The following is a 13,448-nucleotide window of genomic DNA, read 5'->3' on the forward strand; positions in this document are numbered from 1 at the left end:
CCTCGCCGGCCGGCGAAAGGCCGCCGCCGTTCCGACCCGGTCGCCGTCGGCGTCGGCGTCGGCGGGCTCGCCGCTCAGGCGTTCTCGTACATCGAGCCGATCAGCCCGTCGAACTCGCGCTCCACCACGGGCCGCTTCAGCTTCAGGCTCGGCGTGAGGTCGCCGTGTTCCACGTCCAGCTCGCGCGGCAGCAGCTGGAACTTCTTCACCGTCTGCCAGCGCTGGAGCGTCCCGTTCAGCTCCTGCACGTACCCGTCGATCAGCTGCCGCGTGCGCTCGTGCGCCACCACCTCGGCGTAGCCGCCGCTGATGCCCGCCTCCTCGGCCCAGCCGAGGATCGCCGCCTCGTCCAGCGCGATCAGCGCGGAACAGTACTTACGGCCCGCGCCGATCACGATCATCGTCGAGGCGTAGGGGCACACCGCCTTGAAGCGGCCCTCGATCTCCGTGGGCGCCACGTACTTGCCGCCCGAGGTCTTGAACAGGTCCTTCTTCCGGTCCGTGATGCGCAGATAACCGTCGTCCGACAGCTCGCCGATGTCGCCGGTGTGGAACCAGCCGTCGGTCCCGAGGACCGCCTCGGTCTGCTCCGCAAGCCCGTGGTAGCCCTGCATGATGCCGGGGCCGCGCAGCAGGATCTCGCCGTCGTCGGCGATCTTGACCTCGTTGCCCGGCAGGGACTTGCCGACGGTCCCGGTGCGGTAGGCGGCGCGCGGGTTGCAGAAGCTGGCCGCCGCGGACTCCGTCAGGCCGTAGCCCTCCAGGATCGGGATGCCCGCGCCGCAGAAGAAGTAGCCGATCTCCGGGGTGAGCGCCGCGGAGCCGGACACGCATACCTGCATGCGCCCGCCGAAGGCGGCGCGCAGCTTGGCGTACACCAGCCGGTCGGCGACGCGGTGGCGCGCCGCGAGCCCGGCGGGGACGGTGGCCTTGCCGGTGCGCCGGAAGTTCTCCTGGGAGACCTGGGCGTACTCGCGGGCGATGCCGGCCGCCCAGTTGAAGATCTTGAAGCGCAGCGCGCCGCCCGCCTTGGCCTTGGCCGCGACGCCGTTGTAGACGCGCTCGTAAATGCGCGGCACCCCGCACATCAGGCTCGGCCGCACGACCGGCAGGTTCTCGATGATCTTGTCGATGCGCCCGTCGACGGCCATCACATGCCCGATCTGGACGTGCGCGGCGAGCAGCACCTTCCCGAAGACGTGCGCGAGCGGCAGCCACAGGTACTGCAGGCCGTCCGGCCGTTCCAGGTCGATGGCCTCTATCGCCAGGCCCATGTACGACCAGGTGTCCTGGCTGAGCCGCACACCCTTGGGGCGGCCGGTGGTGCCCGAGGTGTAGATGAGCGTGGCCAGCTGGTCGGGACGCAGCGCCGCGACGGTGTCGGTGACGCAGTCCGGGTTCTTCTCCAGGTGGGCGGCCCCGCGTTCCGCCAGGTCGGCGAGCGAGAGGACCCAGCCCTCCGGGTCGCCCTCGGCGGGCACCGCGTCCGCCGCCTCGATCACCACCACGTGCGCGAGGCCGGGCAGCTCGGCCCGCCGTTCGCGGGCCTTGGCCAACTGCGCCGCGTCCTCGGCGATCAGGACGCGGCTGCCGGAGTCGGCGAGGATGTACGCGGTCTCCTCGGCGTTGGTCTGCGGGTACACCGTGGTGGTGGCCGCGCCCGCGCAGATGATGCCGAGGTCGGCGAGTATCCAGTCCACGCGCGTCGTGGAGGCGATCGCCACCCGCTCCTCCGGCCGCACACCGAGGTCCATCAGACCCGCCGCTATGGCGTAGACGCGCTGCGCGGACTGCGCCCACGTGTAGCTGCGCCAGTCGTCGGGCCCCTCCCCCGCGGAGGGCACCGGGTAGCGGAACGCCTCACGGTCCGGGGTGGCGGCGACCCGGTCGAGGAACAGGTTGGCCACGGACGGCGGGCGTTCCGCGATCGAGCGGGTCGGGGTCTGCTTCTCGCTCACGACTTCCTCCGGGTGCCGCACTGCAACGGGGGTCACGGGTCACCGGGGTAACTCGTCAGTAACCGCCGGGTGGCGATCAGACTAAAGGGCCCGGCCCTCGCACGTAAGGGGCCTATTTCTTGTTCTTCGCCTCGCCGCCGTCGGAGTCGGAGGAAAGCGCCGCGATGAACGCCTCCTGGGGCACCTCGACCCGCCCCACCATCTTCATGCGCTTCTTTCCCTCCTTCTGCTTCTCCAGCAGCTTCCGCTTGCGGGAGATGTCGCCCCCGTAGCACTTGGACAGCACGTCCTTGCGGATCGCCCGCACCGTCTCCCTGGCGATCACCCGCGAGCCGATCGCGGCCTGGATCGGCACCTCGAACTGCTGCCGCGGAATCAGCTCCCTCAGCTTCCCGGCCATCTTCACGCCGTACGCGTACGCCTTGTCCTTGTGGACGATCGCCGAGAACGCGTCGACCTTGTCGCCGTGCAGCAGAATGTCGACCTTCACCAGCGCCGCGGCCTGTTCGCCGGTCGGCTCGTAGTCGAGCGAGGCGTAGCCGCGGGTCTTGGACTTCAGCGCGTCGAAGAAGTCGAAGACGATCTCCGCGAGCGGCAGCGTGTAGCGCAGCTCGACCCGCTCCTCCGAGAGGTAGTCCATCCCCTGCATGGCCCCGCGCCTGGCCTGGCACAGCTCCATGATCGCGCCGATGAACTCGGTGGGGGCGATGAGCGTGGCCCTGACCACCGGCTCGCGGACCTCCGCGATCTTCCCCACGGGGAACTCGCTCGGGTTCGTCACCGTGTGCTCCGAGCCGTCCTCCATGGTCACCTGGTAGACCACATTGGGCGCGGTGGCGATCAGATCGAGACCGAACTCGCGCTCCAGACGTTCACGGATGACCTCCAGGTGCAGCAGCCCCAGGAAGCCGACGCGGAAGCCGAAGCCCAGTGCCACCGAGGTCTCCGGCTCGTAGACCAGCGCCGCGTCGTTCAGCTGGAGCTTCTCCAGCGCGTCGCGCAGCGCCGGGTAGTCCGAGCCGTCGATGGGATACAGGCCGGAGAACACCATGGGCCGCGGGTCCTTGTAGCCGCCCAGCGGCTCGGTCGCGCCGTTCCGCTGCCAGGTGACCGTGTCGCCCACCTTCGACTGCCGCACGTCCTTCACGCCCGTGATGAGGTAGCCGACCTCGCCGACGGCGATGCCGTCGGAGGGCGTCATCTCCGGGGAGTTGACGCCGATCTCCAGCAGCTCGTGGGTGGCGCCCGTGGACATCATCTGAATGCGCTCGCGCCGGCCGAGCCGCCCGTCGACGACCTTCACGTAGGTGACGACGCCGCGGTACGCGTCGTACACGGAGTCGAAGATCATGGCGCGGGCGGGCGCGTCCGCGTCGCCGACCGGCGCCGGAACCTGGCGGATCACCTCGTCGAGCAGCTCGGGAACGCCGTCCCCGGTCTTGGCGGAGACGCGCAGCACGTCGTCCGGATCGCAGCCGATGAGGTGCGCCAGCTCCGCGGCGAACTTGTCGGGCTGGGCGGCGGGCAGGTCGATCTTGTTGAGCACGGGGATGATCGTCAGGTCGTTCTCCATCGCCAGGTAGAGATTGGCGAGGGTCTGCGCCTCGATGCCCTGGGCCGCGTCGACGAGGAGGATGCAGCCCTCGCACGCGGCGAGGGACCGGGAGACCTCGTAGGTGAAGTCGACGTGCCCCGGCGTATCGATCATGTTGAGCACGTGCGGGGTCCCGTCGGACGCCCACGGCATCCGGACCGCCTGGGACTTGATCGTGATGCCCCGCTCGCGCTCGATGTCCATGCGGTCGAGATACTGGGCACGCATCTGGCGCTGCTCGACCACGCCGGTCAGCTGAAGCATCCGGTCGGCGAGCGTCGACTTGCCGTGGTCGATGTGCGCGATGATGCAGAAGTTGCGGATGAGAGCCGGCTCGGTGCGGCTCGGCTCCGGCGCGTTCGAAGAGATCGCGGGCACGCGTGGTCCTGTCGGGTCATGGCGGTGGGTCGCTTGGTCGCCCCCATGGTCCCATGCGGACGGCCCCGCTCCCCGATTGGGAGCAGGGCGCAGGCCGCTGGTACGCTGGCCCACTGTGTCCCGTTCGGACACCCATCATCTCAACCGCACTGAGAAGGCTCATTCGTGGCGAACATCAAGTCCCAGATCAAGCGGATCAAGACCAACGAGAAGGCCAGGCAGCGCAACCAGGCCATCAAGTCCGAGGTCAAGACCGCCGTCCGGCGCGCCCGCGAGGCCGCTGCCGCCGGTGACTACGAGCAGGCCGAGGCCGCCCGCTCGGCCGCGGCCCGCAAGCTCGACAAGGCCGTGAGCAAGGGCGTGCTGCACCGCAACAACGCGGCGAACAAGAAGTCCGCGCTGGCCGCCCAGGTCAACGCGCTCAAGGGCTGACCACTCCCGTACCAGGACCGGCTCCCGCGGCCCCTCTCTCCGCACCGGCCGGTACGCCACGGGCACCGCGCTGATCCCAACGTTCGCCACGACGGGTGCGGTGCCTGACCATACGTCCAGGGCCCCTGGCCGCCTCCCCGGCGGCCGGGGGTTCTGCCTTTTCCGGTGCGTGCGCTGGCTTTTCTGTGCGCCCGGCGACCCGAAAGCGACTGGGGGCGGCCGGTCGGAGGCGGTAGGTTAACGGCATGTCGATACCGGGGGGGTCGTCGAACCCCTACCAGCAGCCGCCCTACGGGGCGGCCCCCGCGGCCTACGGATACTCGCAGGGCCCGGCCGGGTTCGGGCCGATGGTGCCGCCGCAGCCGGGCCCGCCGCCGCGCGGCGGCGGGATGCCCGGCTGGCTCTACGGCGTCGGCGGGGTACTGGTGACCTCGGCGGCCTGGGGCGGTGTCATGTTCGCGACCGGTGCGATCGGCTCCGACGACACGGCCGACCTGGCCGGATACCGGTTCGAGGCGGACCTGTGCGGCACGGCGGACATGGCCGCGTTCGAGGCCGACTACCAGCCGTACGAGGACGACGAGCCGACCTCGCAGGCCGCGCAGACCGAGGCCCTCGACATCAGCAGCTGCGAGTTCACCCTGGAGCCGACCGGGGCCGACTCGGACAGCTACTACAGCGCCTACATGATGTACGAGCTGAGCTGGCACAAGGGAACGGACCCGGCCCCCGAGTTCGCGGCGAGGGCCGAGGCGTTCGAGCAGTACAACGAGGGCGACGGCTACTACGACTACCGGACGGAGCCGCTGGCGGACCTGGGCGAAGAAGCGTTCATCATCTTCGGCGAGGACGCCCTCAGCGGCGACCTGACCTGGGCCAGCGTCACCGTGCGGGACGGCTGGTTCGAGTACTCACTGACCTGGAACGCCTACCTCGGCGACGATCCCGACGGCCTCGCCGAGGAGGACCGGGTGCGGGACATGCTGCGCGACGCCACCGAGGAGACGCTGGCGGCCCTGCGCGACGGGACCGGCGAGGGCGACGGTCCAGACGGTGGTGTCGATGGCGGTGTCGACGGCGGCCGGGACGGCAACGACGACGGCGGCACCGAGGGGCCGGACGACGGCGGAAGCCGGGGCGGCCCGGGAGAGCCGGAAGCGGTCTGAGCACGGGAGGCCGGCTGCCGCCGTCGGCAACGACCGCGCGCCCTCACGTCAACGGGAGCGCGCCGCCCCCGCGATGGCGACCACGGCCTTCTCCAGCGCGTACGCCGGGTCGTCGCCGCCGCCCTTGACGGCCGCGTCCGCGTCCGCCACGGCGCGCAGCGCGAGCGCCACCCCGTTCGCCGACCAGCCGCGCATCTGCTGCCTGACCCGGTCGATCTTCCACGGCGGCATACCCAGCTCCCTCGCCAGGTCGCCCTGCCGCATCCCGCCGGGCGCCGAGGCCAGCTTGCCGATGGCACGCACGCCCTGCGCCAGCGCACTCGTGACGAGCACCGGCGCGACCCCCGTGGCGAGCGCCCAGCGCAGCGCCTCCAGCGCGTCCGCGGTGCGGCCCTCGACGGCCCGGTCGGCGACGGTGAAGCTGGACGCCTCCGCACGACCCGTGTAGTAACGGGCCACCACCGCCTCGTCGATGGCCTCCGGCACGTCGGCGGCCAGCTGCGTGCAGGCCGAGGCCAGCTCGCGCAGGTCGCTGCCGATCGCGTCGACCAGCGCCTGGCAGGCGGCGGGGGTGGCACTGCGCCCCGCCGCGCGGAACTCGGCCCGCACGAACGCCAGCCGCTCCGCCGGCTTGGTCATCTTCGGGCAGGCGTACTCGCTCGCCCCCGCCTTGCGCGCCGCATCGAGCAGCCCCTTGCCCTTCGCGCCGCCCGCGTGCAGCAGCACCAGCGTGATCTCCTCCGCTGGCGCGGCCAGATACGCCTTGATCTCCTTGACGATGTCGGCGGGCAGATCCTGCGCGGCCCGCACGACCACCACCTTGCGCTCGGCGAACAGCGAAGGGCTGGTCAGCTCGGCCAGCGTGCCGGGCTGGAGCGCGCCGGGCGCCAGATCGCGCACGTCGGTGTCCGGGTCCGCGGCCCGCGCGGCGGCGATCACCTGCTGCACGGCGCGGTCGAGCAGCAGCTCCTCCTGCCCCACGGCCAGGGCGAACGCCCCGGGGGCTCCGCCATCGGACACGGTGGTTGTGGCAGCCATGCGCCCCAGCATCCCACGCGCCTGTGACAGCCTGGCCCCATGCAACACGTGCTGGTGCTGCCCGACCGCGAGGCCGCGGACGACGTGGCGGCGGAAGTGGCCGACCGCCTCGGCCTGCCCGAGGAGCCGCGGCCGGTCCGGGACGCCCTGGCGGGCGAGGACGACGCCGAGGACGCCCAGTGGCTCGTGGTCCTCAACGCCCCACCGGCCGGCTGGTCCCCAGCCACCCTCGCCGCCCTGGCGGCCCTGGCCGAGGAGTACGACGGCTGGCTCGAACGCGAGTGAGGCGTTCCGCGGGGCGACCGGGCGTGGCGCGTTCCTACTGCCAGGTAAAAATCATGGACGCCCCTTCTTGCGTTCCGCGCCTCCTCGCGGCTCAATGAACATCGCGCGGTAAACAGCAAGTTCGAGCAGAGTTCGACATGCCGGCGGAGACCGGTACGGGACCGTGCACGCCCGTACGCGATCCGGCCGCCGCGGGCACCCCGCATCCGCACGCGCACGGGCGCACCCCCGCGCGCCGCAGTCCCCCCAGCACCGCCCCGGGGCACGGTGGAGCTCCGCCACGCCCCGGTACATCCGTGCGCCCGTGCGCCGTGCACCCGTGCACGGCGGCGAGCGGAAGTGAAACGACTCCCCCACACCGAAAGGCAGTTTCCATGCGACGCAGCAAGCTCGGAATCGGTCTCGTGACGACCACCGCGGCCCTGGCCACGGGCGCGCTCGCCCTGGCCCCCACCGCCATCGCGGTGGAGCCGACGACCGCGACGGTATCGGCCGACTGTGGTTCGTACGGCTCCGGCGAGGCCACGCTCGTGGCCACGCAGGACGGCACATCGGCGACCATCACCGTGACCTCCTCGGCCGTCACGGCGCCCATCGCCGTCCCGGCGGGCACGGTCGACTCCACGCTCACGCTGACGCTGAACGGCAGCGGGACGACGACGTTCACCGGGAACGACAACCCGGCGATGGCGGCCGGTGACGATGTGACGACCGGCCCGCTGAGCGGGACGGTCGCCGCGGGCGACGTGCTCGAAGTGGAATCCCTGGAGTTCACGGCCCTGGGGCTCATCACGGTGAACTGCACCGCGACCTCGCCGCAGTCGCCGGGACCGTTCGAGTTCTGACGGCGGACGGACGTCAGGGGTGCGGCGGCCGGATGGCCGCCGCACCGGCGCTCAGGGCGCTCAGGGCACTCAGGCGCGGCTCCGCGTCCAGCTCGATCCCGAAGTGGGTGCGGTAGGCGTCCAGAACGGCCGCCTCGTCCGGCAGCTCCGTGACCTCGCGCCGACCCGCGGTCGTCATCTTCAGCGTGCGTCCGCTGAGCGTGACCCGGCCCTGTTCTGTGAACCGGGAGCACACCAGGGAGCGGGTGAAATGCGAGAGCGGCGAGGTCCTGTGGTACCAGCAGGTGGCCTCGAAATCGGCGAGCACGCGCGGCCGTTGTTCGACGACCAACTGCGGCTTGCCGTCCCGCAGCAGCTCCAGGTCGCCGTCCGCCGTCTCCGCCAGCCGGAACGTTCCCGCCGGATCGGCCTGTTCGTCCCGGCTGTCGTAGCGCAGCGGGTGGTGCGCGTGGTCGCCGAAGCCGACGTCCGCGAGCCACGGCTCGGTCAGCCCCGCGCCGGTGACGAGGAGCACGAGGTGGTCGTAGGGCAGCCCGGGGCCCCCGTCCGCGACGACCCGGCCGCTGAGCGGCGTCACGTCGAAGCCGAGGCCGCGCAGGAGCGTGGCGAACGCGCCGTTGAGCTGATAGCAGATGCCGCCGCGCCGCCGGTCCACCACCTGCTCGTGGACGGCCGCGTCGGTGAGGGGCATCTCCTCGCCGAGGTGAATCGACAGGTTCTCGAAGGGCACCGTGTGCAGGTGCCGCACCTGGAGCTGCCGCAGGGCCTCCGCGTCGGCGACCGCGGGGCGCCCGGCCCCGATGCGGCGGAGATAGGCGGCGATGCGTCCGTCGTTCATCAGCCAATCGTGACACGGGCGTGGGACTAGGTCCTGCGGCCTATGGCCTGGTCAGCTGCCTGGTACTAGCGTGACGTGCATGGCGAGCGAGAAGGCCGCGGCGCGCGAGGGCGCGCAACGCAAACAGGACGTGCTGGCGCGGCTGGCGGAGGACATCGACCTGTGGGTGTCCACCTCGGGCCCGGACGGCGACACGTGCCTGGTGCCGCTGTCGTTCGTGTGGCACGAGGGCGTTCTCGTGGTCACCACGCGGGAGACCAACCCGACGACGGTCAACGCCCGCAGGACCGGCCGCGCGACGCTCGCCCTCGGCCACACCAGGGACGTGGTGATCATCGACGCGGACGCCGAGGTCGTGGCGAACGACCGGATCGGCGACGAGGAGGGCGACCGCTTCGCGGAAAAGCTCTCCTGGGACGTCAGAGGCCGTCCCGCCTGGACGTTCATCCGCTTCCACCCGCGCACGGTGCGCGCCTGGCGCGAGGTCAACGAGATCCCGGGCCGCCACCTGATGAGAGACGGCACCTGGCTCGTGTGAACGCTTCGGCCGCGCTGGAGCGAGTGGCGGCGGCACCGACGGTTCGGCTCGGACTTCTCATGGCTCAGAGGTGCTTGTTTCGATGGACCTGACCACGGCTTACAGCGACGCCCGGCACCGGCAGCCCGACCCGGTGAAGCGGGCAGGCGGCCGGCGGCCGACGAACGAGCAGTGGGTGATGGTCGCGGCGGTGTGGCTGCTGGCGGCGTGGTCGCCGGAGGAGACGACCGGGTGGGCAGCCACCCTGGTGCCCGGAAGGACCAAGTCGCGCGAGGATCAGCAGTGGCCGAAGCCGCCGCCGTTGCCGGAGATCGCGGAGGCCGGTGACCTCCCGGCGGTCAGCGGTGCAACAGTGCTGACCAGTCGCGTGTCTGTCGGCCCCGGCCGACCGTACGGGTCGGCCCGTTCCGACGCGGAGGTGGCGGACGAACTCGCGACTTCGATCACGGAAGTGACGGGAGTGCGCGGTGGGCGTGGGGAAGCGCTGGTCCGTCTTCTCGCCGACCGTATCGCGGGCCCGTATTCCGACGTGCTCCGGTTGACCACCGCCGCCGGGGCTTCGAACGGGCCGGGCCCGCGTGAGCCGCTGCACCTGCTGCACCGCGACACCTGGGGCAGCACGCTGCGTGTCCTTCTTGAGGCGGCGCCGAAGGTCCAGCAGCCGCCGGCCTTCGCCGCCGAGGGCGCGGACGGGCCGCTGCGCACCCGGATCGCCTGCCTCATGACGTTGCTGAGCGAACTGCTTTGGGTGGACAACAACACCCCGGTCACCTTCCGCTTCCGGCTCGACCAGCTCGGTCAAGGCGACGGCAACCGAATGACCGAGGCAGTCCGCTGGTGGGCCGAGAGCGGCGAGAACGGCGAGAACGTGAACGAGCGCGGCGAGGGGGAGTTTCAGACCGTCTCGGCGGCCGAGTTCCCGGCCCGGCTCCGCAACGGGATCCTTTTCAACAGGCTATGGGACGAGGACGACGCCGAGGACGGCGAGGAACTGCCGGACGGCCACCTCGTGGCCTTCCTCATGGATGACCTGAGCGACCTCCTTCTGACGCGCATGGGAGAGGGCGCGCGGATCGCATGCGCGGGCTACCCGTCCGACGGGGCGCACGAGCGAATCACCGTGCTGCTGGCCGCCGGTCAGGAGGCAGCGGTCCTCGAAGTCGACCTCACCTGATGCCCCGCGCGTTGCGGGGAGTGACCTATGTGGCCAGCTCATCCGGGCGTACGACAGCCCGTATGAACGCCCGCCACGCGCCAGCGGAGACGACGAGGCCCGAGCCGGGCATCTTGCTGTCCCGCACCGGAACGCTCCGGGGAAGCCCTCCGGCCACCTCCAGGCATTCGCCTCCGGTTGTATTGGAGTAGCTGGACCGCCGCCAGTGAACGGCGCTCAGGCCGGGGGATCGCATGGTCCGTAGTCCTCCATCGCTTGCTCGATCAGCGCCGCCGTGTCCTTGGGGGACAGTGCGTACGCCCGCAGGGCATCGTAGATTCGCTGACGCCTGCTGACATCCCTAGGGTCCTCGAACAGGCGGCTCGTCTCAAGGCCTTCTTCGTAGGCGACCTCGACGCCGTTGGGAAGTTTGAGCAGTGTCAGTGGTCCACCGAGCAATGCGTGGGCACCGTGGCTGTACGGCAAGACCTGGATCTTGGTGGTGGCGGTGTCCGTCAGCGGCAGCAGGGCGGCCAACTGGTCATGCATCACCTGTGGTCCGCCGATGGGCCGCCGGACCACCGCTTCGTCCAGGATGGCCCATATGTAGGGCGCACCATCCGGTGTCAGTCGCTCCTGGCGGCTCATGCGCGCCGCCACCAGCTCCTCGGCCTTTTCGGCGGAGGTGTCGGGGTCGCAGCGCAGCAGCGCCCTCGCGTACGCCTCGGTCTGCAGCAGCCCGGGAACGACGTGGGCAGCGTAGTGGGCGATGGACTCGGCGGCGGACTCGGCACTCATGTATCTGCGGTACTGATCGGGGTGCACTTCCCGTCTGACCAGTCCGTAGAGGCGGGTGAAGTGGCCGTCCGTGCCGAAGATCCGGTCGAACTCCTCGGACAGGCCGGGCGGAACGATCGACTCGGCGGTCTCGATCCGCGCCAACTGGCTCTTGCTGCACGGCACCTGCCCCGCGAGCTGCGCGAGCGACGTGTCCGCCTTCATCCGGTGACGGCGCAGATCCGCGCCGTAGAGGTGCCGCACCGACCGGTCGGGGGTCAACTCCCCCGGCTTGAAAAGCATCTGTCCCCCATTCCCCGGATCTCCCGTGGACCCGTGTTCGCCACCTTACCCACCGTGACTGACACGCGTGGCGGAACGACTGCCGGAGCTTGCGGCCCGTCGGCCTTCCGGCGTGTGCCGAGCGGGGGAACCGTGCCCGCGGTGGCACAGGAGGGCGGGGTGGGTGCGGCGGGATCGGAAGTGACACTTCCGCTCAGGCCGCTGACTCGACCCGGGGCGCCGGTTCGGCGGTGGGGAGGTCGCGGAGGCGGGGAATCGGGGAGGGGAGTATCCACAGCAGGCCGAGTACGGCGCCGGCGGTGCCGATCCACAGGCTCGGGCGTAGTCCGATGGCGGTGCCGAGTGCGCCGCCCGCGAGGGCGCCGAGCGGGCGGAAGCCGTGGTTGAGCATGCGGTAGGCGCCGGTGACACGGGCGCGCAACTCGTGCGGGATCAGGGCCATCTGGAGGGAGCCGAGGGTGATGTCGGCGAGCATCACGCCGAAGCAGGACAGGAATTCGGCCGTGCCGAGCATCGCGATCACCAGGGGCTGCGGGCCGTCGGCGAGCGGTATGAGCATCAGCGGCACGGTGAACCCGGCGGCGCCGAGGACCGCGGTGGGTCCGACCCCCAGGCGCCGCACCACGCGGCCGGTGAGGGCGGCGCCCAGCAGGCCGCCGACGGCGCCGAGGCCGAGCACGAGGCCCAGAACGCCGGGGCTGAGGCCGAGTTCGGTGGTGGCGTAGAGCACGAACAGGGTGTGGAAGATGAAGTTGAAGAACTGGAGGGTGCCGGATGCGGCGAACATCGCCCGCATGTACGGGTTGTTCAGCACCCAGCGCAGGCCCTCGGTGAAGTAGCCCTTGGCGGGCGCGGCGGGCGGCGGCTCCACCGGGTGGACGCGGGCGAGGAAACCGGCGGACGCCAGGTAGGCCAGGCCGGTGGCGATCAGCGCGATCGGGGCGGTCAGGATCTGAACGAGGATGCCGCCGGCGCTCGGCCCGCCGACGTTGGCCATGGCGCGGCTCCCGTTCAGCAGCGACTGGCCCTGTACGAAACGTTCGGCGGGGACGAGCGAGACGAAGAGCGTCACGTTGCAGACGTCGAACAGCACCGTCAGCGCCCCGATGCCCGCGGCGACGCAGTACATCTGCGCGAGGGTCAGCACGCCCAGGAGGTGGGCGAGCGGCACGGAGGCGATCAGCGCGGCGCGGCCGAGGTCGGTGGCGATCATGACGTGGCGACGCCTGGTCCTGCGGTCGGCCCAGGCCCCGGCGGGCAGGGAGAGCAGCAGGGCGGGCAGCAGCTCGACGGTCTTGAGCAGCCCCATCTGCGCTGCGTCGGCGTCCAGGATGAGGACGGCGGCGAGCGGCAGCGCGATGAGGGATATCTGATCGCCGGCCAGCGAGATGGACTGGCCCGTCCAGTAGCGGCGGAACGGCCGCCCCCGCAGCAGCTCGGGCACGTGCCGGCCGAACCGGCTCACCTGGAGTCCCCGCCGTCTTCGCCCTCCTGACGGGCGTAGGCGATGCGCAGGAACTCGACCGGCAGTGCCCCCTCGGGCCGCCGCGCGGGATCGGCCCGGTCGGCGTACCTGTCGAGGAGCGCCGTGATGTCCGCCCGCAACTCCTTCAGCTCGGCGGGCAGCAGGAAGAGCACCTCGTCGCTGAACTCCTCGGCCTCCTGCCATTCGCGCGGCAGCGTGCCGCGCGTCTCGATGGCCCGGAGGACACGCTCGAACCAGTGCTCGGCAACCGCGGTGGTCAGGGCGGCGCTCGCCTCGGCGACGGCGGGATCGTCGGAGTGCTCGGGCCACGAGGTGTAACGGGCCGTGGCGCGCCAGGGCTTCTGCCGCCCGGTGCCGCTCGCGTCCTCCTCCACCAGTCCGTACTTGGCCAGCATCCGCAGGTGGTAGGAGCAGCTGGCCACGGACTGGCCGGTGAGCTGGGCGGCCTCGGTCGCGGTCAGCGGCCCCCGCAGGCGGAGCAGCCCCACCAACTGCATCCGGGTCGGATGGTTGTAGGCGCGCAACGCCTTCGGGTCGGTGAGACGGATGTGTGACTGCGCGAACGGCCCGGCACTCGGCTCCGGGGCGGCGGGCTCGTTGTCGTTCTCCATGCCCGCGACGATAGCTATAACAAGAAAGCTTTAGCAAGATACCTTT

The 13,448-nt window shown here is 71.1% G+C and carries 14 protein-coding genes; 6 read left to right on the forward strand and 8 right to left on the reverse strand.

Annotated features, from left to right (window positions below; genetic code table 11):
* Positions 1-74: 74 nt before the first annotated feature.
* Both RM779_RS15545 and lepA read right to left on the reverse strand, forming a co-directional pair.
* Positions 75-1,958 (reverse strand): AMP-dependent synthetase/ligase, encoded by a 1,884-nt coding sequence (locus tag RM779_RS15545; RefSeq protein ID WP_311618284.1) that lies wholly within the window; start codon positions 1,956-1,958, stop codon positions 75-77.
* Positions 1,959-2,070: 112 nt separating this feature from the next.
* The gene (gene lepA / locus RM779_RS15550) at positions 2,071-3,930 is read right to left on the reverse strand and encodes a translation elongation factor 4 (RefSeq protein WP_077061490.1); all 1,860 of its coding nucleotides are present in this window, start codon (positions 3,928-3,930) and stop codon (positions 2,071-2,073) included.
* 165 nt (positions 3,931-4,095) lie between these two features.
* Between lepA and rpsT the strand changes: the two genes are divergently transcribed.
* The gene (gene rpsT / locus RM779_RS15555) at positions 4,096-4,362 is read left to right on the forward strand and encodes a 30S ribosomal protein S20 (protein WP_077061489.1); all 267 of its coding nucleotides are present in this window, start codon (positions 4,096-4,098) and stop codon (positions 4,360-4,362) included.
* 245 nt (positions 4,363-4,607) lie between these two features.
* The gene (locus RM779_RS15560) at positions 4,608-5,528 is read left to right on the forward strand and encodes a hypothetical protein (RefSeq protein ID WP_311618285.1); all 921 of its coding nucleotides are present in this window, start codon (positions 4,608-4,610) and stop codon (positions 5,526-5,528) included.
* 48 nt (positions 5,529-5,576) lie between these two features.
* Here the strand turns inward: RM779_RS15560 and holA are convergent, their stop codons facing one another.
* Positions 5,577-6,566: a DNA polymerase III subunit delta gene (gene holA, locus RM779_RS15565; protein ID WP_311618286.1), complete on the reverse strand. Its 990-nt coding sequence runs from the start codon at positions 6,564-6,566 to the stop codon at positions 5,577-5,579.
* Between the two features lie 39 nt (positions 6,567-6,605).
* Here holA and RM779_RS15570 point away from each other — a divergent pair, with 39 nt between their 5' ends.
* Complete coding sequence (locus tag RM779_RS15570; protein WP_311618287.1) at positions 6,606-6,851, forward strand: hypothetical protein; 246 nt, start codon at positions 6,606-6,608, stop codon at positions 6,849-6,851.
* A 374-nt stretch (positions 6,852-7,225) separates the two neighbouring features.
* Positions 7,226-7,696 carry a hypothetical protein gene (locus tag RM779_RS15575; protein ID WP_077061486.1) on the forward strand — a complete coding sequence of 157 codons (471 nt, stop codon included), beginning with the start codon at positions 7,226-7,228 and terminating at the stop codon, positions 7,694-7,696.
* Positions 7,697-7,709: 13 nt separating this feature from the next.
* Here the strand turns inward: RM779_RS15575 and RM779_RS15580 are convergent, their stop codons facing one another.
* Positions 7,710-8,534 carry an arylamine N-acetyltransferase family protein gene (locus RM779_RS15580; RefSeq protein ID WP_311618288.1) on the reverse strand — a complete coding sequence of 275 codons (825 nt, stop codon included), beginning with the start codon at positions 8,532-8,534 and terminating at the stop codon, positions 7,710-7,712.
* A 79-nt stretch (positions 8,535-8,613) separates the two neighbouring features.
* On the opposite strand from RM779_RS15580, the gene RM779_RS15585 reads away from it, so the two are divergent.
* Both RM779_RS15585 and RM779_RS15590 read left to right on the forward strand, forming a co-directional pair.
* The gene (locus RM779_RS15585) at positions 8,614-9,072 is read left to right on the forward strand and encodes a pyridoxamine 5'-phosphate oxidase (RefSeq protein WP_311618289.1); all 459 of its coding nucleotides are present in this window, start codon (positions 8,614-8,616) and stop codon (positions 9,070-9,072) included.
* Between the two features lie 82 nt (positions 9,073-9,154).
* Positions 9,155-10,246: a hypothetical protein gene (locus RM779_RS15590; protein WP_311618290.1), complete on the forward strand. Its 1,092-nt coding sequence runs from the start codon at positions 9,155-9,157 to the stop codon at positions 10,244-10,246.
* Between the two features lie 25 nt (positions 10,247-10,271).
* Here RM779_RS15590 and RM779_RS15595 read toward each other — a convergent pair whose 3' ends face one another.
* The 4 genes from RM779_RS15595 to RM779_RS15610 form a co-directional block, all read right to left on the reverse strand.
* Positions 10,272-10,481 carry a DUF397 domain-containing protein gene (locus RM779_RS15595; RefSeq protein WP_311618291.1) on the reverse strand — a complete coding sequence of 70 codons (210 nt, stop codon included), beginning with the start codon at positions 10,479-10,481 and terminating at the stop codon, positions 10,272-10,274.
* Positions 10,463-11,305 (reverse strand): helix-turn-helix domain-containing protein, encoded by an 843-nt coding sequence (locus RM779_RS15600; RefSeq protein ID WP_311618292.1) that lies wholly within the window; start codon positions 11,303-11,305, stop codon positions 10,463-10,465. Before RM779_RS15600 ends, RM779_RS15595 begins: the two co-directional genes overlap by 19 nt.
* A 193-nt stretch (positions 11,306-11,498) precedes the next feature.
* Positions 11,499-12,770: an MFS transporter gene (locus RM779_RS15605; RefSeq protein WP_311618293.1), complete on the reverse strand. Its 1,272-nt coding sequence runs from the start codon at positions 12,768-12,770 to the stop codon at positions 11,499-11,501.
* Positions 12,767-13,402 carry a winged helix-turn-helix domain-containing protein gene (locus RM779_RS15610; protein ID WP_311618294.1) on the reverse strand — a complete coding sequence of 212 codons (636 nt, stop codon included), beginning with the start codon at positions 13,400-13,402 and terminating at the stop codon, positions 12,767-12,769. Before RM779_RS15610 ends, RM779_RS15605 begins: the two co-directional genes overlap by 4 nt.
* Positions 13,403-13,448: the final 46 nt, after the last annotated feature.

The organism is Streptomyces johnsoniae (genome assembly GCF_031845565.1).
Classification (GTDB): Bacteria; Actinomycetota; Actinomycetes; order Streptomycetales; family Streptomycetaceae; genus Streptomyces; species Streptomyces johnsoniae.